The following is a 19,239-nucleotide window of genomic DNA, read 5'->3' as shown; positions in this document are numbered from 1 at the left end:
CACAGGACGCGCGGCGCGGCAATCGGGGATTGGCGGACGGATCAGCCGATCAGCCAGCGCGGCACGCGGCGGCGAAAATCGTCATAGGCGGGGCCGAAGGCGCGCGCCAGATGCGCCTCCTCGATCCCGACCTGGACGCGGCAGGCGAGCGCGAAGGCAAACGCTGCCGCGGCCGTCCACCAGGCGGGGACGGCGAGCGCGGCGCCGGCCGCCATCGCGATCATGCCGACGAAGATCGGGTTGCGGCTGAAGCGGAACAGCCCCGCGGTGACGAAGAGCGGCGCGTCGCCGTTGCGCACGCCGACGCGCCACGCGGCGCCCATCTGCAGCTGCGCCGAGACGACGATCAGCGCGCCGAGCGCCATCACCGCGCTGCCGGCGACGAGCAGCGGCAGGGGGACGGCGATCCGCCCCAGTGCAAGAAGCGCCGCGGCGGCGACCAGCACCGCGATCGCCAACGCGAAAGCGAGACCCGCGGCGCGCTGGACGCCGCGCGCCTCGAAAAAGGCCCAGGCGCCGACGCCCGAGCGCGCCCGCACCGCGCGCCCGCGGATCAGCGTGGCGATAATGACGAGCGCGAAGAGCAGCAGCGGAACGAAGGCGAGCATCGACAGACTCCCGGAAAGAGGAACGATGCCGGGACTCCTACACCCTGTAGCGACTACAGGGTCAAGCGCGATTTCGCCTAGGCCAGCTGCTCGGCCGTCCAGCGCTCGATCAGCCCCGCGAGCACCTCGATCGGCATCGCGCCCGCCGACAGCGCGGTGTCGTGGAAGGCGCGGAGGTCGAATTTGGCGCCGAGCGCGGCCTTCGCCTTTTCGCGGATCGCTACCCAGCGCGTCTGGCCGACCATATAGCTCGTCGCCTGGCCGGGCCAGACGCAGTAGCGCTCGATCTCGGTGACGTTCGACGGTTCGGGGGTGCCGAGCGTCTCGTTATAATATTTGATGCCCTGCTCGCGGGTCCATTTATAATGGTGGAGCCCGGTGTCGGCGACGAGGCGCGCGGCGCGGAACATATAGCTTTGCAGGTAGCCGAGGCGGCCCCAGGGGTCGTTCTCGTACACCCCCATCTCGTCGGCGAGCTGCTCGGCATAAAGGCCCCAGCCTTCGGTGTAGACCGAGTAGGCCGGCAGGCGGCGGAGGCGCGGGATGCCGGTTGCTTCCTGTGCGAGCGCGATCTGGTGGTGATGGCCGGGCGACGCCTCGTGATAGGTGAGGGTGGGCAGCGTCCACGACGGGTTTTCGGCGGTATCGCGGAGGTTGATATAATAGGCGCCGGGGCGCGAGCCGTCGAGCGCGGGGACCTGATAATAGCCGCCGGTCGCGCCATCCTCGATATCGGCGGGGACGCGGCGGATTTCGGCCTTGGCCTTGGGCAGGCGGCCGAAAGCCTCGGGCAGGCGCGCCTGGATCGCCTGCATCTGCGCGTTGAGTTCGGCGATCAGCTTCGCCTTGCCCGCATCGGTGTTGGGATAGAGGAAGCGCGGGTCACTGCCGAGCGCGCGCATGCGTTCGGCGACGCTGCCCTTGGTCATGCCCTGCGCCTTGAAGATCGCGTCGGCCTGGGCCGAGAGGTCGGCGACGCGGTCGAGGCCGAGCTGATGTACCGCCTCGGCCGACATGCCGGTCGTCGTCGCGAAGCGCAGCGCATAAGCGTAATATTCCTCGCCATGCGGCAGGCGCCAGACGCCGGCGTCGTGCGTCGCCCTGGGCCGCGCTGCGCGCAGTTCGGCGGCCTGGCGCTTCATCGCGGGGTAGATCCGGCCTTCCACGATCGCGGCGCAGCGCTTCGCCCAGTCGCCGGGAATGCCCTTAGTCTTGGCCACGAGATTGGTGGTGAGGCCATGGGCGTCGGCGGCGGGGGCCCAGATGCGGTCGAACTGGCCGAGGGTGCGGTCGATCACGAAGTCGGGCGGGATCACGCCATTTTTGTGGTCTTCGGCGATGCGGCCGGTCTCATTGTCCATTTGCGCGGCGAAGTCGGCGCAGCGCGCGAGATAAGCCTCGGCATCGGCCGAACCCGCGATGGCATGCTGGTTGATCAGGAAATCGGGGATCGAGCGATAGCTGCCCGAGAGCTGGGTCACCGGATGCGGTTCGGGCCAGCTGTGAAGGCCGTAGCCGAAGGTATCATAGGCCTTCACATAGCCCTCCCACGGGCCGCGGAAGGTTTCGTAATTTACGAGGTCCATGCCCGAAAGCATTGAGGTATCGATCTTTTTGAGTTCGGAGAGGCCGTCGCGGTAGAGCTGGTGGCCCTTCTTGATCCCCGCGGGCGAGCGGTCGTCGAGCTTGGCCTTGAGCGTGGTGCGCCCGTCCTTGTCGAGTCCGAGCGCAGTTGCGAACTCGGGGCTTTCGTCGATCATCCGGTCGTAGAGGCGCTCGTAGAGCGCGGTGAGCTTTTCGCCTTCGGTCGTCGGTTCGGCAATCAGTGCGTTGGCGGGCGAGCGGACGCCGGCCAGTGCCGAAGTCGCGGCGAGGGTGGTGAGGATGGTGCGGCGGTCGAGCATGGGGAGGTCTCCGGCAAAGTGTGTTGCCGCGATCCTACACCGTGGACTCAGGCGCGTCTTGTATCGATTTGACGTCGCCACCAGCCCGGCGCGGCGCCGGTGAGCCGCGCGACCGCGTGGGTCATATGCGCCTGGTCGGCGAAGTGCAGGCGGTGCGCGATCGCGGTCAGCGGGTCGCGCGTCGTGCGCACCGCGGTCAGCGCGGCGCGGGCGCGGACGGCGGCGCGATAGGCCTTGGGCGTGCAACCATAGGCGAGGCGGAAGCCGCGGCTTAGCGTTTCGGGGCGGACGCCGGTGCGCTCGGCCCAGTCGGCGAGCGCGAAGCCCTGGTCGCCGCGCAGGTCGTGCGCGAGCAGGTCGGGCCAGTCGAGCGCCGCGGCGGGGGCGGCGATGAAGCTTTCGGCGAACAGCGCAGAGGCGGCGCGCGGGTCGCGCGCGGCGAGGCGGACGAGCGCGTCGGGATCGGCGACGCGGCCGCGGACGTGCGGCGTGGCGGCGAGCGCTGGCGGCAGATCGAGCACGAGCACATGCGCGCCTCTCGCTTCGACGCGGTCGAGATGCGATTCGAAGGCGTGGTGGATCAGCGCGTCGCCGGGGCGGACGTCGAAGCGGCCCTCGTCGCCCGCCTCCTGATAACCGCCCTCGAGCACCACCGCGACGAAGGCAAGGTCGTGGCAATGGCGGTCGCGCAATTCGTGCGGGTCGTGGCGCAGCAGCCCGAGCGGGGCTTCGGCGAAGTGGCGATGCACGGTCACACTAGGGGGACGCCTTTTGCTCCGGCACCGTAGCCCTGGGCCTGTCGAAGGGCGCTTCTCGGATAGGCGCCCTTCGACAGGCTTAGGGCTACGGTAAGGGAACGACGGCGGCTCAAAATCGGTATCCTATTCGCGTGCCTTGGCGGCAGCGCGGACGTCCTGGCAGCGCTTCAGCGGCATCACGAGGATGTCGTCGCCGTCGACGATCACCGCGACCCCCTCCATGCCGATCACCGACACGCGCTTGCCGCCGGCGCGGATGAGGTTGCCGTGGCTGTCGTGGAGGAAGACGTCGCCATGGACGGCGTTGCCGATCTCGTCGCAGGCGGCGAGCGCGTGCACCGCCTGCCAGCTGCCGAGGTCGGACCAGCCCATCGCGACGGGAACGACCGCGACACGGTCGTCCTTTTCCATCACGGCGTAATCGATCGAGTCCGATGGCGCCTTTTCGAATTCGATCGCATCGGCGTGAAGCGCGTCGCCGTCGCGCATGCCCGCGGCGACCGCCTTGTCCGCGGCCTCGAAGATCGCGCGGCAATGGGTGAGCATCGCGTCGCGCATCCGCCCGGCGCGGAAGAGGAAGATGCCCGCGTTCCAGCTGTAGCCGCCCGCGGCGAGCATTGCCTCGGCCTCTTCGAGCGGCGGTTTTTCGACGAAGCGCGCGACGGCGAAGCCGTCGTCGCCGAGCGGATCGCCGCTGGCGATATAGCCGAAGCCGGTCTCGGGATGCTCGGGGGTGATGCCGAAGGTGACCAGCCAGTCCTGCTGCGCCAGCCGGGCCGCGCGGGCGATCGCGGCGTGGAAGGCGGGGACGTCGGCGATGACATGGTCGCTGGGCATCACCAGCAGCAGCGTGTCGGCGTCGGCCCGCGCGACCGCGAGCGCGATCGCCGCGGCGGTGTTGCGCGGCATCGGCTCGACGAGCAATTGCGCTTCAAGCGTGCCCATCTGCTCGCGCGCGGTCGCGAGATGCGCGTCGCCGCAGAGGATGACGGGAGGCAGGAAATGCTGGCCCGCGGGGGTGCGGGCGACGGTCTGGCGGAACAGGCTGTCGCCGCCGGTGATCGGCAGGAACTGCTTCGCGCGCGTGCCGCGCGATTCGGGCCACAGGCGCGTCCCGGCGCCGCCGCACAGGATGACGGGTTGGATCTGGAGGGTCATGGGCGGGGTTTAACCCGTTGAAGGGCGGGGGTCATCCCCTCATGCCGCGGGCGTGCGCATTTTCGCGCCGAGGCGCGGACAGGAACTGCTTCACGCCGCCAATCGCCTGACCACAAGCCTGTCCTCATGTTCCCGCGCCTTGGCGAGATCATAGCGCGATTGCATCCGCATCAGCGTTTCCGCCTTCACGCCGAAGCCATGCTCGAAGCGAATGGCCATGTCGGCGGAAAGCGCCGCGCGGCCATTCAGGAGGGCGCTGATCGACTGGCGGCTGACGCCGAAAGCCTCGGCCAGTTCGTTGACCGCGATGCCGTGCGCTTCGACGATTTCGGTCTTGAGCCATTCGCCGGCGTGAACTGCGAAAGAAGCGTGAATTTTGACAGCCATCAATGATAATCCTCTAAATTCAGATCGATAATCGCGCCGCCTTCGTTCAGCGCGAATGTCATGCGCCAGTTGCGCGTTACCGTCATCGACCAGGTGCCGATACGGTCGCCCGTGAGCGGGTGCAGCCCGTAATTAGGAGGGGTTCCCAATTCGTCCATCGTCTCCGCATCGACCATGAAGGCGATCATCTTGCGCAGCCGGTCGACTAAATCGCCGGGAAGCCCCTTGGGTTTTCCGGTCTCGACGAACCGTCGCAATGCCTTGTGAGAGATGCTCTCGATCTCCATTGATGTAAAGCATAGCTTTCCGTCGAAATAAGGTCAAGCGGAAAGTGTCGCTTTACGCGGAGTCGGCATTCGTGGCCGTTCCACGGTCGACGACAGGGTGTGTGTAAAATTAACCGACAGTTGACGCCTGTGCATTAAGGTAACTGCCCGAAAGGGCGCGCGCTTATCCGATGTTCCGGCTGTTCAAACATTATGTCCCGCACGCGGTCGTCTGGCTCGCGCTGATCGAGTTTTTCGCGCTGCTCGGCTCGGCCGAGGGGGCGTGGCATCTTTATGCGCACCAGGCTGGGTTCGACGCGGGCGCGTTCATGGACCGCTGGCTGCCGATCCTGACCTTTGCGGTGTCGAACATGCTCGCGATGATGGCGGTCGGCATGTACGGGACCGAGGCGCTGCGCGCGATGGGGTTCGCGACCGCGCGGCTGCTCGCGGCAATCTCCCTCGGGGTGATCTTCCTGTCGGTGCTGGGCTTCCTGCTGCCGACGGCGACGCTTTGGCGCGCGAACAGCGTCTATGCGATGGTCATTGCGATCCTGCTGCTGCTCGCGATCCGGCTGATCCTGACGCAGAGCGCGGGGGCTGACGCCTTCCGGCGGCGCATCCTCGTGCTCGGCGCGGGGCCGCGCGCGGCGCGGCTGAAGGCGCTGTCCGAGGAACCCGGGCGCGGCTTCCAGATGGCGGGTTACGTCGCGATGTCGGCGAACGAAAAGGCGGTCACCGGGGCGGTTCCGCGCGCCGATGTCGCGAACCTTGCCGATCATGCCGTCGCGCTCGGCGCGGGCGAGGTGGTGCTGGCGATGGAGGAGCGGCGCGGCGCGCTGCCGCTCGCCGACCTGCTGCGCGTCAAGACGACCGGCGTGCACGTCAACGACATCGCGAGCTTCCTCGAGCGCGAGACGGGGCGCGTCGATCTTGCGACCACCAACCCCAGCTTCCTGATCTTTTCCGACGGCTTCTCGGCAGGGCAGCGGATCGCGAAGGCGAGCAAGCGCGTCTTCGACATCCTCGCCAGCCTGCTCGTGCTCGTCGTCGGGCTGCCGCTGATCGTCATCGCCGGGATCGCGGTCAAGCTCGACAGCAAGGGGCCGCTCTTCTATCGCCAGCCGCGCGTCGGGCTGTTCGGCGAGGCCTATAATATCGTCAAGATCCGCTCGATGCGCACCGATGCCGAGGCTGCGGGGATCGCGGTGTGGGCGAGCGAGAACGACCCGCGCATCACGCGCGTCGGCCATATCATCCGCAAGCTGCGCATCGACGAGCTGCCGCAATTGTGGTGCGTCTTGAAAGGCGAGATGAGCTTCGTCGGCCCGCGCCCCGAGCGGCCGAGCTTCGTCGAGGAGCTGACCGAGGCGCTGCCCTATTATGCCGAGCGGCACATGGTGAAGCCGGGGCTGACCGGCTGGGCACAGATCAACTATCCCTATGGCGCGTCGGTCGAGGATGCGCGGGTGAAGCTCGAATACGACCTTTATTACGCTAAAAATTATTCGCCCTTCCTCGACTTGCTGATCTTGCTCCAGACGGTGCGCGTCGTATTGTGGCCCGAGGGCGCGCGCTGAGCATGGGGGCGCTCGCGGGCCTCTCCGAAATCCTCTCCGCACTCGCCTTCGCGGGTTTCGCGGGGGTGACGTTGTGGCTCGCGCTGCGGCCCCGCGCGCGCATGGCGGCGCTGATGCCGAGCTTCGGTTGGCTGCTCGCCGCGGCGGCGGCGATGGCGCTGTGGAGCGCGGCGACCTGGGCCTATCAGCCCGCCTCGCCCGAGGCGCTCGTCGCGCGCGCGCTGCGCAACGCGGTGATGCTCTTCTGGCTCGGCGCGACCTTCTGGAACGTACGCGCGCCGATGTCGCGGCCGCTGCGGCTGATCCAGCGCATGCTGATCACCTTCTGCCTCGTCGCGCTGGCGTTCGGGACGTTCGTCTGGCTGCGCGAGGGCGGGGTACCCGGCGACTGGGCCGGACCTGGACTCGCGCTGGTCGCGATGATCGTCGCGTCGGGCGGCCTGCTACTCGTCGACAGCGGGGTGCGCCACGGCAGCGCGGGGCTGCGCATGCCGATCCTCGCGGTCGCGGGCGGCTTTGCGATGCTCTGGGCCTATGAGCTCAATTTCCAGCTGATCGGTGCGCTCACCGGCACGGTGCCGTTGACGCTGATGCTGCTGCTTCCCGCGGTCGCGCTGCTCACGCTGCCGACCTTCGTCCTCGCGGCGATGGACGTCGGGCGCGAGCGGATGCAGCTGTCGCGCACCGCCGCGACGCGCACGATCCTGCTGATCGTCGCCGCGGGCTACCTGATCCTGATCGGGCTCGCGGGCGCGGCTGCGCGGCTGTTCGGCGGCAATTACAGCGAGGTCGCGCAGAGCCTGTCGCTCGTCGTTGGCCTCGGCGCGGGCGGGCTTTTGCTTGCCTCGCCGCGCGCCCGCGCCTGGCTGGTCGTGATGATCTCGAAGCATTTCTTCGAGCATCGCTACGATTATCGCGCCGAATGGATGCGCTTTACCGCGACGCTCGCGCGCGGCGATGAAGGCGATCTCTACCGCCGTGTCGCGAAAGCGCTCGCCGAGCTGACCGGCAGTCCGGGCGCGCTGCTGATGCTGCCGGGCGCGCAGGGCAGCTATCGCGTCGCCGACCGCTGGCACTGGGATGCCGGGGATGCGGCTGAGGGCGAATTGTCGCTCCGCTCGGCCTTCATGCTGCAGGACACCGGGCATATCGTCGATCTCGACGCGGTCCGCCGCGGCGCCACGACCGCGGCGGGCGGGCAGGATCTGGCGATCCCCGACTGGCTGATCGCCGACCCGCGCGCCTGGGTGGTGGTGCCGGTGCTGCATTTCCAGCGGATGATCGCGGTGGTCGTGCTGCACCGCCCGCCGGTGTCGCGTGCGCTCGACTGGGAGGATCTCGACGTGCTGCGCATCGCTGGGCGGCAGGCGGCGAGCTACCTCGCCGAATCGCAAAGCCAGGCGGCGCTGTCCGAAGCCAGGCGCTTCGACGAGTTCAACCGCCGCTTCGCCTTCATCATGCACGACATCAAGAATCTCGCGAGCCAGCTCGCCTTGCTCGCACGCAACGCCGAGCGCCACGCCGAAAAGCCAGAGTTCCGCGCCGACATGGTCGAGACGCTGAAGATTTCGGCGGGGCGACTGTCCGACCTGCTCGTCCGCCTGTCGCCGCGCGAGCGCGGCCGCGCAGCGGAGGCTGCGCGCACCCCGGTCGAGCCGCTGCTCGCCACCGTCGCGGCGCAGATGCGGTCGCGGCGCGCGCTGTCGGTCGGCTGTGAGCCGGGGCTGGCCGCCTGGGCCGACGCCGGGTCGGTGCGCCAGATCGTCGAGCATCTCGCGGCCAATGCGATCGACGCCTCGCCCGACGGCGCGCCGGTGCAGTTGATCGCCGCGCGCGAGGCCGGGCGGGTGCGCATCGACGTGCTCGACCAGGGCACGGGCATGAGCCGGGCCTTCATCGAGGGCGAGCTGTTCAAGCCCTTCGTCTCGACCAAGGACGGCGGCTTCGGGCTCGGCGCCTATGAGGCTTTGCAATTGGCGCAGGCGATGGGCGGGGCGATCGACGTCGCGAGCGAGCCGGGCCGCGGCAGCCGCTTCACTTTGTGGCTGCCCGCCGCGCGTGAGGCGGGCGCCGCGGGCGACGACTGGATGAGGGTGGCATGATGAAGAGCGAGGGGAGTGAAAGCCTGCGCAAGCTGCTGGTGGTCGAGGACGACCCGGGGCTGCAGGCGCAGCTCAAATGGGCCTATGACGATTATCAGGTGCTGATCGCGGGCGACCACGCCGCCGCGATCGAGCTGTTGCGCGCCGAAGAGCCCGATGTGGTGACGCTCGACCTCGGGCTGCCGCCCGACCCCGACGGTACGCGCGAGGGGTTCCGGACGCTGCAGGCGATCCTCGAGATGAAACCCGATACCAAGGTGATCGTCGTGTCGGGGCACGGCGAACGCGCGAGCGCGCTGGGCGCCATCGCGAGCGGGGCGTGGGATTTCTACCAGAAGCCGATCGACATCGACGAGCTGGGGCTGATCGTGCGGCGCGCCTTCCATGTGCGCGAGCTCGAGGTCGAGAATGCGCGGCTGGCGAGCCAGGGCGCGAACGACAATCGCGTGCTCGGCGGGATGATCACCGGGGCGCCCGAGATGCTCAAGGTCGCGCGCACGATCGAGCGCGTCGCGAACCTCGACGTGTCGGTGATGCTGCTCGGTGCGAGCGGGACCGGCAAGGAATTGCTGGCGCGCGGGCTGCACGAGGCGAGCGCGCGGCGCGACGGCGCCTTCGTCGCGATCAACTGCGCCGCGATCCCCGAGAATCTGCTCGAAAGCGAATTGTTCGGGCACGAGAAGGGCGCGTTCACAGGGGCGGTGAAGACGACCGAGGGCAAGATCGAACTGGCGCATGGCGGCACGCTGTTCCTCGACGAGGTCGGCGACATTCCGCTGCCGCTGCAGGTCAAATTGCTGCGCTTCCTGCAGGAGCGGACGATCGAGCGGATCGGCGGGCGCAAGCCGATCGCGGTCGATACGCGCATCGTCTGCGCGACGCACCGCAACCTCGATGCGATGATCGCGGCGCAGAGCTTCCGCGACGACCTCTACTACCGGCTCGCCGAGATGGTGGTGAAGATCCCCTCGCTCGCCGAGCGGCCGGGCGATGCCGCGCTGCTCGCGCGGCATTTCCTCCACCAATATGCGCCCGCGATGAACCCCGGGGTGCGCGGCTTCGCGCCCGACGCGCTGCAGGCGATCGACGAGGCGCGCTGGCCGGGCAATGTCCGCGAGCTCGAAAACCGCATCAAGCGCGCGGTGATCATGGCTGACGGCAAGCTGGTCGCGAAGGACGACCTCGATATCGCCGGGGCCAGCGATACCGAGGGCGAGGAAACCTGGCTCAACCTGCGCAGCGCGCGCGAAGCGGCCGACCGCGTCGCGATCCGCCGCGCGATGATGCAGAGCGAGGGCAATATCTCGGCGGCGGCCAAGCTGCTCGGGATCAGCCGCCCGACGCTCTACGACCTGCTCAAGCAATATCGGATGCAGGCGGCCTGAGTTGCGCCGCTTTCGCGCCTGGATCGCCGCGCTGGCGGGCGCGGCGCTGCTCGCAGGATGCGGCGAGACGCGGCCCGAGAGCCCGCGCGCGGCGCTCGAGGAGCGGCGCGTCGAATTGCAGGAAGCGCTCGCCGAGGATCCGAAGCAGCTCGCCGGGCAGGTCGAGCTGGCGCGCATCCTGTTCAAGCTGGGCGACGGGGTCGGCGCCGAGGCGGCGGTGCATGCCGCACTGGCCGCCGGCGGTACCGAGGAAGCGTTGCGCCCGCTGGCGGCGAAGGCCGCGGCGATGCAGGGCGACGGCGACCGCGCCTTTCGCATCCTCGACGCGGGGCCGATCGCGCCCGAGATGATCGGCGAGGCGGCGTGGGTCGCGGGCAATGTCCACCTCGACAACGGTGATTTCGGCGCAGCGCGCGACGCCTTCGACCGCGCGGTGCGCGAATTGCCGCGCGACGCCGATCTGTGGATCGACGTCGCGCGCTTTCGCGACGCCAACGCCGACGCGCTCGGCGCGCGCGACGCGATCGATTACGCGATCGAACTCGACAAGGATAATAGCGCGGCGCTGGCCTATAAGGCGAACCTCGTGCGCGCGCAGCTGGGGCTGGCCGCCTCGCTCGAATGGTATGACAAGGCGCTGGCGGCCGATCCCGACAATGCGGGGGCGCTGATCGACCGCGCCGCGACGCTCGGCGACCTCGGGCGCTACAAGGAGATGCTGGTGTCGCTGCGCCATGCCGCGGCGCTGGTGCCGGGCAATGCGCAAATCTATTATCTGCAGGCCGTCGTCGCGGCGCGCGCGGGCAATTACCGGCTCGCGCGCAGCCTGCTCCAGCGCACGCGCGGGCGGATGGACGGCGAGCCGGGCTTCATGCTGCTGAGCGCGGTGGTCGAGCTCGAACTCGGCGGCGAAGCGGTCGCGGCGACCTGGGCCGACCGGCTGATCGAGGAACAGCCGCACAATCTGGTGGCCCGGCGCATCCTGGCGGCGGCCGAATGGGCGGGGGGCGATCCCGACGGCGCGGCCGACGCGCTCGCGCCGATCGTCGCGCGCGCCGACGCCGACAGCTGGTCGCTGCTGATGGCGGCGCGCGTCGCCGCCGAGCTTGGGCTGGCGGGCGATTCGGCCGATTATCTCGCGCGCGCGGCGGCGCTGGCGCCGGGCGAGGCGGCGGCCTTCGCGCCCGACGGCTATGGCCTGGCGGCCGACGCCGATGCGCAGCCGCTCAACCCCGCGTTGGTGATCCCGGCGATGGAGGCCGAGATGGCGGGCGGCAATAGCGCGCAGGCGCTGGCGCGCGCGACGCGGCTGCGCGACGCCAACCGCGGGGTCGCCGATGCGCATATCCTGCACGGCGATGCGGCGATGGCGGCGGGAGATTATGCGCTGGCGGTGCAGAGTTTCCGCGCCGCGCGCGACCTCGACGCGAGCGAGCGCACGACGCTGCGGCTCGCCAATGCGCTGTTCCGCGCGGGCGATGCCGCGGGGTCGGGAGCGACGATCATGGCGCTGCGCGACAGCCAGCCGTCGAGCCTCGCCGCCGACCGCCTCGCCGGCTCGCTGGCGATGGACATCGAGCATTGGGACGATGCGATCGCCACTTTCGAGCGCGTGCGCCAGCGCATCGGCAACCGCGACGTCGTGGTGCTGCGTGAACTGTCGAAGGCCTATGCCGCGAAAGGCGACCGCGCGCGCGCGACGGGCATGATCGCCTTGGCGTACCGGCTGCAGCCGCTGAACGGCGAAATCATGCGGCTCTACGCCGAACTTCTGGCGCAGGGTGGCGATGCCCAGGCGGCGGCGGATCTGCGCGAGAAGATGGAGCAGGTAGGGCGATGATAAGCCCATCCCCTTCAGGGGAGGGGTTGGGGTGGGAGCTCGCGGCGCAGCGTAAGGCCTTTGGCCCCCACCCGCTGCGACTAGGCGGCAAGCTGCCAAGTCTCACTGCCCTCCCCTAAAGGGTAGGGCGGGTATTAGGTTAAGCCTCGGTCAGATCCAGCAGCGTCCGCGCGTCGAGGCCGATGCGGCGCATCTGGTCGGCGACGGGGGGCCAGACATTCGCCAGGAAATCCTCGCGCATCAGGGTGCGCAGGCGCTCGGTCGCACCCTCGGCGACGAACATGCCGACGCCGCGCTTGACCGTCACCAGCCCCTCGTCCTGAAAGGTCTGATAGGCCTTGGCGACGGTGAGCGGATTGGCGCCCTCTTCGGCGGCGAGGCTGCGCACCGACGGGAGCATGTCCCCGTCCGCGAAAGTGCCATCGAGGATGGCGTTGGCGATCACGTCGCGCAGACGCTGGTACACGGGTTTGGACTGATCGAGCATGCCGCCTTAATGCCATAAGACAGCAGCACAGTCAAATCACAAAGTTAGCGATGTAAGCTTTCGTTTGTAACTAAATGTCCCACGCGCGAACCACTTCGTCATAATCGGGGCGCGGCCGTTCGGAGAGGTCGGCGCCCGGCGTGCCGAGGAAGAAATAGCCGACGATCGTGTCGCCGGTGCGCGCGCCGAAGGCGGCGGCGACGTCGGGCGAATAGGCCGCCCAGCCGGTGAGCCAGCTGCCGACGAAGCCATAAGCATGCGCGGCGTGGAGCAGGTTCATGCCGACTGCGCCCGCCGACATCTGTTGCTCCCACAGCGGGATTTTCGCGCCCTCGGCCGGGGTCGAAAGCAGGACGAGCAGGGTCGGCGCCTGATGCGCGAATTGGTCGAGCGCCGAGAGGTCGAGCCCGGCGGCGCCGGGATTCTCTTTCACCCACGCCTCTTTGAGCAGCGCCGCAAGGGCCTCGCGCTGGTCGGCCGCGACGGTGACGATGCGCCAGGGGGCGAGCTTGCCATGGTCGGGGGTGCGCAACGCGAGCGCGATGATGTCGTGCAGCTGGCCCGCGTCGGGGCCGGGCGCGATCATGTCGCGCGCCTTGCCCGAGCGGCGGGTGGCGAGGTGGGCGTGGAGCGAGGAGGTGTCGTTGAACATGCGCGCCATGTGGCGCTTTCGCCGCGCCAGCGCAAGTGTTGCGAACGGTTCGCAACAAGATTTGGCCCGATCGCTATGGTTTCACGCGCAATTAGATTCTTCCCATACGCAATTTTCGCGCTAGGTTGCCCCATTCGCGCGGCGGGGAGCCGCGTTTATCATAATCGATAAAAGGGACGCTTTGATGAAAGACATGAGCCTTTGGGACGAAGGCGACTGGATTGCGGTGATCGCGCTGGTCGTCCTGGGCGTCTTCCTGAGCATCGGTGCGCTGATCGCCGGCAGCAAGAAACCCGAATTCGCAGGCCACCCCAAGGGCCTCTATATGCTCTTCTTCGCCGAGATGTGGGAGCGCTTCTCCTACTACGGCATGCGTGCGATCCTGATCTTCTACCTGACCCAGCACTGGCTGTTCAACGACAGCAAGTCGAACCTGATCTACGGCGCCTACACCAGCCTCGTCTATATCACCCCGGTGCTCGGCGGCTATCTCGCCGACCGTTATCTCGGACAGCGCAAGGCAGTGTTTTTTGGCGGTGTGCTGCTCGCGGCGGGACACAGTCTGATGGCGGTCGAAGGTGTCGGCGGGCAGGACGATCCGACGATCAACGTCTTCTGGGCCGCGCTCGCCTTCATCATCGTCGGTTCGGGCTTCCTCAAGGCGAATATCTCGGTGATGGTCGGCCAACTCTACCGGCTCACCGACATCCGCCGCGATGGCGCCTATACGATCTTCTATATGGGCATCAACGTCGGCGCCGCGCTCGGCACGATCCTTGTCGGCTATCTCGGCCAGCGGATCGGCTGGGGCTATGGCTTCGGGCTCGCGGGCATTGGCATGCTCGCCGGCCTCGTCGTCTTCGTTCTCGGCAAGAGCGCGCTCAAGGGCGCGGGCGAGGCGCCTGCGCCGCTGCCGCGGGCGCGCGAATGGACGCTTTATGCCGTCGGTTTCGCGGCGGTCGCGGTGATCTGGGCGCTCGTCCAGTATCAGGACGTCATCCAGAACCTGCTGCTCGTCTCGGGCATCCTCCTGCTCGGCTATGTCGTTCTGGTCGCGACGTTCCAGCTGCCGTACGGATCGATCGGCGCCGGTCCGCGCGGCCGGGTCAACATCGCGCTCGCGGGCTTGGCCCTGATGCTGTTCCTGCCGCTTGCGCTGATTCTCGAGCTGGGCATCGCCAGCGGACCCGTCGTGCTCGGGCTCGCGCCCGCGGCCTGGGTGGCACTGTTCGGCTTCCTTCTTCTGCTCGCCGTGATGGTGATCGAAAAGACGAGCCGCGAAGACCACGCGCGCGACCGGATGTTCGCGATCCTGTTCCTGATTGCCCTGAACCCGCTGTTCTGGGGCCTGTTCGAACAGGCGGGCGGATCGATGAACCTGTTCACCGACCGCTATGTCGATCGCGGCGCCGTGCCCGCCTCGATCTTCCAGTCGATCAACCCGATCTACATCATCCTGCTCGCGCCGCTGTTCGCCGCGCTGTGGCAATGGCTCGGCAAAAACGGCAAGGAACCGTCGGCCCCGGCCAAGTTCGGGCTGGCGCTGGCGCAGATGGGGCTTGCCAACCTCATCCTCGTGTGGGGCGCGCAGGCCTTCGGCATCGCGGCGATGACCCCGGTCATCTTCGTCTTCCTCTACTATCTCCTCGCCACCACCGGCGAGCTGTGCCTCAGCCCCGTCGGCCTTTCGGCGATGAACCGGCTCGCGCCATCCTTCGTCGCGTCGCTCATCATGGGCGCGTGGTTCTATATGACCGCGGTCGGCAATTTCGTCGCGGGCAAGATCGGCGAAGCGACCGGCGGGCATGGCGGCGAGATGAGCAAGGATAAGCTGCTCGAGATTTACGAGATGTTCGGCTGGATCGCGATCGGCGCCGCGGTGGCGGTGCTGGCGGTCAGCCCGATCGTGAAGCGCTGGATGCACCTCGACACGCTGCGCGACCGCGACGACGGGCTGGCGGGCGTCGGCGAGGCCGAGCCGCAGGCCGCGGGCGTCCATCCCGACCTGACGAAAGGCTGATCGATGATCCGGGGCGTGAAGGCCGGCCTGCTGGCCGCGGCATCGCTGGCGTTCGCGGGTTGCACCGCGAATAGCGGCGAGGTGGAAACGGCGAGCAGCAAGCCGGCGGCCGAAAAGGCCGAAAAGCCGGTGAAGTTCGACAAGGATCCCTATCCGTCGACCTACAAGGGTTACCCCACGCGGCTGACCGTCGTGAAGGGCGTCACCATCTTCGACGGCGAGGGCGGGCGGATCGACAATGGTGCGATCGTCATGTCGAGCGGCAAGGTCGATCGGATCGGCGGCCCCGACATGGAGCTGCCGACCGACGCCGACGTCATCGACGGCACCGGCAAGTTCCTCACCCCCGGGGTGATCGACATCCACAGCCACCTCGGCGACTATCCGTCGCCCAGCGTCGAGGCGCATTCGGACGGCAACGAAGCGACGTCGCCGACGACCCCCGAAGTCTGGTCCGAGCATAGCGTCTGGCCGCAGGACCCGGGGTTCAGCCGCGCGCTTGCCAATGGCGGCGTGACCTCGCTCCAGATCCTGCCGGGCAGCGCCAACCTGATGGGCGGTCGCTCGATCACGCTCAAGAACGTCCCGTCGCGCACGGTGCAGGGGATGAAATTCCCCGGCGCGCGCTATGGCCTCAAAATGGCGTGCGGCGAGAATCCGAAGCGCGTCTATGGCGGCAAGGGGCGCATGCCCTCGACCCGCATGGGCAATTTCGCGGTCAACCGGCAGACCTGGGCGAAGGCGGCGGCGTACAAGAAGAAGATGGACGACGGAAAGGCGGTCGACCGCGACCTCGCGATGGAGACGCTCGCGGGGGTGCTGGCGGGCGAGATCCTCATCCACAATCATTGCTACCGTGCCGACGAAATGGCGTTCGTCATCGATATGTCGAAGGAGTTCGGTTACAAGGTCTCGACCTTCCACCACGCGGTCGAAAGCTACAAGATCGCCGACCTGCTCGCCAAGGAGGGCATCTGCTCGGCGATGTGGGCCGACTGGTGGGGCTTCAAGATGGAAGCCTATGACTCGGTCAAGGAAAATATCCCGCTGGTGTACAAGGCCGGCGCGTGCACGATCGTCCATTCGGACGACGCCAACCAGATCCAGCGGCTCAACCAGGAGGCGGCGAAGGCGCGCGCCGCGGGACACCGCATGGGGATCGAGGTCAGCGACGAGCAGGCATGGACCTGGCTGTCGTACAACCCCGCCAAGGCGCTGGGCATTGCCGACAAGACCGGCAGCCTGAAGCCCGGCAAGATGGCCGATGTCGTGCTGTGGAACGGCAATCCGTTCAGCGTCTATTCGCGGCCCGAGAAAGTGTGGATCGACGGCGCGATGCTGTACGACGCGATGGACCCCGAACGGCGGCCGGTGAGCGATTTCGAGCTGGGCCAGCCGGGTGAAGGAGACGTGAAATGATCCGCGCGCTCCTCCTTTCCGCCGCCGCGTTGATCGCGCTCCCCGCAGCGGCGCAGGACGTCGCGATCGTCAATGCGAAGCTCGTCATCGGCGACGGCAGCGCGCCGGTCGACGGCGGCACCGTCGTCGTGCGCGGCGGCAAGGTCGTCGCGGCGGGCGCGGGTGTGGCAATCCCGGCAGGCGTCGAACGCGTCGACGCGGGCGGTCGCTGGGTCACCCCGGGGATCGTCGCGGCGTTCAGCCGCGTCGGGCTGACCGAGGTCGACGCCGTTTCGGGCACCAACGACCGGTCGGCGAGCAAGTCGCGCTTTTCGGCGGGGCTCGACATCGCGCCAGCGCTCAACCCGATGGGCTCGCCCGTCGCGGTGAACCGCGCCGATGGCGTCACGCGCGCGATCGTCGCGCCGGGGTCAAGCGGCAGCCTGTTCGCGGGCCAAGGCGCGGTGGTCGACCTGGCCGACGACAACGACATGGTGACCAAGCCCCGCGCGCTGCAGTTCGTGGCGTTCGGCGAGGACGGCTCGGCAAAGGCGGGCGGCAGCCGCGCCGCGCTGTTCCTGCTGTTCCGCGAGCAACTGCTCGCAGCGCGCAGTTATGCGCGCAACCCCGCGACGCTCGCCGAATGGGGCAGCGACGCGCTGATCCAGCGCGCCGACGCCGATGCGCTGGCGCGCGTGATCGACGGGACGACGCCGCTGTTCGTGCGCGTCGACCGCGCGACCGACATCCTCAACGTGTTGAAGCTCAAGACCGAGTTCCCGGCGCTGAAGCTGGTGCTGGTCGGCGCGACCGAGGGCTGGCTGGTGGCCGGCGACATCGCTGTGGCGCGCGTGCCGGTGCTCGTGTCGCCGCTGACCGACCTGCCGTCGAGCTTCGAGCAACTGGGCGCGACGCAATCGAACGCCGGGCGCCTCGCCGCCGCGGGGGTGGCGGTGTCGGTCGGGGTGTTCGACGACGACGATGCGCACAAGATGGGCTATGCGACGCAATATGCCGGCAATCTGGTGGCGCTGACCAGGATGCCGGGCGCGAGCGGATTGAGCTGGGACCAGGCCTTCGCCTCGATCAGCAGCGCCCCGGCGCGTGCTGTCGGCATGGACGCGACGATCGGTTCGCTGCGCCCGGGCCGCGTCGGCGACGTCGTGATCTGGGACAATGATCCGCTCGAACTGGGCAGCCGCCCGGCGATGCTGTGGATCGACGGCAAGCGCCAGTCGCTGGTCACGCGGCAGGATCGCCTGCGCGATCGCTATGCGACGCCGCAGGAAGGTGTGCTACCAAAAGCGTACGACAGGTAAGCGCCCGCACCTGACGACCAAGCGGCGGACCGGGGAGAAGGAGAGGGAGTGGCTCCATGCAACCGATGTCGCTGTTGATCGTCACGGGCGCCTTGTTCGTCGGCACGCATTTCGCGCTGTCGCATCCGCTGCGCGCGCCGCTCGCAGAGCGGATGGGCGAGCGCGCGTTCCAGATCGTCTATTCGATCGTCGCGATCGCGACCTTCATCATGCTCGTCCAGGCGTGGCGCGGCATGCCGCCCGAGCCGCCGCTCTGGGCGGTCGGTGACGGCCTGTGGATTTTCGCGACGGTCGTCGTGCTGCTCGCGAGCATCCTGTTCATGGGATCGCTGGTCGGCAACCCCGCGCTGCCCGCGCCGAACGCCGCGGCGGCGGCGCAGGGTGCGCCGCGCGGCGTCTATGCGATCACGCGCCACCCGATGATGTGGGGCTTCGCGCTGTGGGCGCTCGCGCATGCGCTGGTGGTGCCGACGCCCGGGCAGATCATGCTGTCGGCGATCATCGCCTTCCTCGCGCTCGCCGGGTCGGCGGGGCAGGACGTCAAGAAGGCGCGGCTGATGGGCGATGCCTGGCGCCACTGGGCGGCGCGGACGAGTTTCGTGCCGTTCGTGCGGCAGCTCAGCGGCCGCGGATCGTGGATCGACGCCATTCCGCGGCCGCATGCACTGCTCGGCGGGATCGTGCTGTGGGTTGCGGCGACCTGGGCGCATGGCGCGCTCGGCTATATGGTTGCGGGCGTCTGGCGCTGGGTCGGATGAACGACGAGGCGCATCTGTCGGACCTGGCGCTGCGGCTGCTCGGGCGGCCCTTCGCCGATCTCGACCCCGAGGAGGGCCGCGTTCTGGAGGCGATCGCCAAGCGCGCGCCGACGAGCCGCGACGCCGCCGACCTCGACGATGCGCAGGCGAGCGTCGGCGACCGCCTCGCCGACCGCGTCGCGGCGGTGGGCGGATCGTGGGGCTTCATCCTCGTCTTCACGCTCGTGCTGTTCGGGTGGATGCTGCTCAATTCGGAGATACTCGAGCGCTGGGGACTCGCCTTCGACCCCTATCCGTTCATTTTTTTGAACCTGATGCTCTCGACGCTGGCGGCGGTGCAGGCGCCGATCATCATGATGAGCCAGAACCGCGCCTCGGCGAAGGACCGGCTGGCGGCGAGCCTCGACTACGAGATCAATTTGCGCGCCGAGCTGGAAATCATGCGGCTGCACCACAAGATCGATGCGCTGACCGAGAAGGTCGAGGGGTTGGGGCCGCAGGGATGAAGATCCTCCCCATCGCGCAGCGTTGGGGAGGGGGACCGCCGCCGCAGGCGGTGGTGGAGGGGTTGAAAACTTGCACCGACGCCTGAGGGCGTCGCCCCCTCCGTCAGCGCT

The 19,239-nt window shown here is 68.4% G+C and carries 17 protein-coding genes; 9 read left to right on the top strand and 8 right to left on the bottom strand.

What is annotated here, in order from left to right:
- Positions 1 to 41: 41 nt before the first annotated feature.
- The 6 genes from AC1RNQ_RS12015 to AC1RNQ_RS11990 form a co-directional block, all read right to left on the bottom strand.
- Entirely contained in the window at positions 42 to 608 is a 567-nt protein-coding gene (locus AC1RNQ_RS12015; RefSeq protein ID WP_493171385.1) for a methyltransferase family protein, read from the bottom strand.
- Positions 609 to 685: 77 nt separating this feature from the next.
- On the bottom strand, positions 686 to 2,512 hold the full coding sequence (locus tag AC1RNQ_RS12010; protein WP_493171384.1) for a DUF885 domain-containing protein: 1,827 nt from the start codon (positions 2,510 to 2,512) through the stop codon (positions 686 to 688).
- Between the two features lie 47 nt (positions 2,513 to 2,559).
- Positions 2,560 to 3,267, bottom strand: coding sequence for a helix-turn-helix domain-containing protein (locus tag AC1RNQ_RS12005; protein WP_493171383.1), 708 nt, complete (start codon positions 3,265 to 3,267; stop codon positions 2,560 to 2,562).
- Positions 3,268 to 3,393: 126 nt separating this feature from the next.
- Positions 3,394 to 4,428: a mannose-1-phosphate guanylyltransferase gene (locus AC1RNQ_RS12000; RefSeq protein ID WP_493171382.1), complete on the bottom strand. Its 1,035-nt coding sequence runs from the start codon at positions 4,426 to 4,428 to the stop codon at positions 3,394 to 3,396.
- Between the two features lie 90 nt (positions 4,429 to 4,518).
- Positions 4,519 to 4,815 (bottom strand): HigA family addiction module antitoxin, encoded by a 297-nt coding sequence (locus tag AC1RNQ_RS11995; protein WP_493171381.1) that lies wholly within the window; start codon positions 4,813 to 4,815, stop codon positions 4,519 to 4,521.
- Positions 4,815 to 5,102 carry a type II toxin-antitoxin system RelE/ParE family toxin gene (locus tag AC1RNQ_RS11990; protein ID WP_493171380.1) on the bottom strand — a complete coding sequence of 96 codons (288 nt, stop codon included), beginning with the start codon at positions 5,100 to 5,102 and terminating at the stop codon, positions 4,815 to 4,817. Before AC1RNQ_RS11990 ends, AC1RNQ_RS11995 begins: the two co-directional genes overlap by 1 nt.
- Positions 5,103 to 5,272: 170 nt before the next feature.
- Here AC1RNQ_RS11990 and AC1RNQ_RS11985 point away from each other — a divergent pair, with 170 nt between their 5' ends.
- From AC1RNQ_RS11985 to AC1RNQ_RS11970, 4 genes are read left to right on the top strand one after another with little or no spacing between them, the layout of a single operon-like run.
- Complete coding sequence (locus AC1RNQ_RS11985) at positions 5,273 to 6,661, top strand: TIGR03013 family XrtA/PEP-CTERM system glycosyltransferase (protein ID WP_493171379.1); 1,389 nt, start codon at positions 5,273 to 5,275, stop codon at positions 6,659 to 6,661.
- The gene (gene prsK, locus AC1RNQ_RS11980; RefSeq protein WP_493171378.1) at positions 6,640 to 8,763 is read left to right on the top strand and encodes an XrtA/PEP-CTERM system histidine kinase PrsK; all 2,124 of its coding nucleotides are present in this window, start codon (positions 6,640 to 6,642) and stop codon (positions 8,761 to 8,763) included. The genes AC1RNQ_RS11985 and prsK overlap by 22 nt, the downstream gene beginning before the upstream one ends.
- A complete protein-coding gene (gene prsR / locus AC1RNQ_RS11975) occupies positions 8,763 to 10,148 on the top strand; it encodes a PEP-CTERM-box response regulator transcription factor (RefSeq protein ID WP_493171898.1) in 1,386 nt (461 codons plus the stop codon). Before prsK ends, prsR begins: the two co-directional genes overlap by 1 nt.
- Position 10,149: 1 nt before the next feature.
- Entirely contained in the window at positions 10,150 to 11,988 is a 1,839-nt protein-coding gene (locus AC1RNQ_RS11970) for a tetratricopeptide repeat protein (protein ID WP_493171377.1), read from the top strand.
- 139 nt (positions 11,989 to 12,127) lie between these two features.
- On the opposite strand, the gene AC1RNQ_RS11965 is transcribed toward AC1RNQ_RS11970, so the two are convergent.
- Positions 12,128 to 12,475, bottom strand: coding sequence for a GntR family transcriptional regulator (locus AC1RNQ_RS11965; RefSeq protein ID WP_493171376.1), 348 nt, complete (start codon positions 12,473 to 12,475; stop codon positions 12,128 to 12,130).
- A 70-nt stretch (positions 12,476 to 12,545) separates the two neighbouring features.
- Positions 12,546 to 13,127 carry a nitroreductase family protein gene (locus AC1RNQ_RS11960; RefSeq protein ID WP_493171375.1) on the bottom strand — a complete coding sequence of 194 codons (582 nt, stop codon included), beginning with the start codon at positions 13,125 to 13,127 and terminating at the stop codon, positions 12,546 to 12,548.
- A 184-nt stretch (positions 13,128 to 13,311) separates the two neighbouring features.
- Here AC1RNQ_RS11960 and AC1RNQ_RS11955 point away from each other — a divergent pair, with 184 nt between their 5' ends.
- The 5 genes from AC1RNQ_RS11955 to AC1RNQ_RS11935 are packed head-to-tail and all read left to right on the top strand — an operon-like array spanning position 13,312 to position 19,128.
- Positions 13,312 to 15,147, top strand: coding sequence for a peptide MFS transporter (locus AC1RNQ_RS11955; RefSeq protein ID WP_493171374.1), 1,836 nt, complete (start codon positions 13,312 to 13,314; stop codon positions 15,145 to 15,147).
- Positions 15,148 to 15,150: 3 nt separating this feature from the next.
- Positions 15,151 to 16,566 carry an amidohydrolase gene (locus AC1RNQ_RS11950; RefSeq protein WP_493171373.1) on the top strand — a complete coding sequence of 472 codons (1,416 nt, stop codon included), beginning with the start codon at positions 15,151 to 15,153 and terminating at the stop codon, positions 16,564 to 16,566.
- Positions 16,563 to 17,864: an amidohydrolase family protein gene (locus AC1RNQ_RS11945; RefSeq protein WP_493171372.1), complete on the top strand. Its 1,302-nt coding sequence runs from the start codon at positions 16,563 to 16,565 to the stop codon at positions 17,862 to 17,864. The genes AC1RNQ_RS11950 and AC1RNQ_RS11945 overlap by 4 nt, the downstream gene beginning before the upstream one ends.
- A gap of 56 nt (positions 17,865 to 17,920) precedes the next feature.
- Positions 17,921 to 18,622 carry an NnrU family protein gene (locus AC1RNQ_RS11940; protein WP_493171371.1) on the top strand — a complete coding sequence of 234 codons (702 nt, stop codon included), beginning with the start codon at positions 17,921 to 17,923 and terminating at the stop codon, positions 18,620 to 18,622.
- Entirely contained in the window at positions 18,619 to 19,128 is a 510-nt protein-coding gene (locus tag AC1RNQ_RS11935; protein ID WP_493171370.1) for a DUF1003 domain-containing protein, read from the top strand. The genes AC1RNQ_RS11940 and AC1RNQ_RS11935 overlap by 4 nt, the downstream gene beginning before the upstream one ends.
- Positions 19,129 to 19,239 lie beyond the last annotated feature (111 nt).

It is taken from the genome of Sphingopyxis sp. GW821-FHT12F08 (assembly GCF_058806755.1).
The sequence above is the reverse complement of the archived record's forward strand: the minus strand, read 5'-3'. Positions and strand labels throughout refer to the sequence as shown.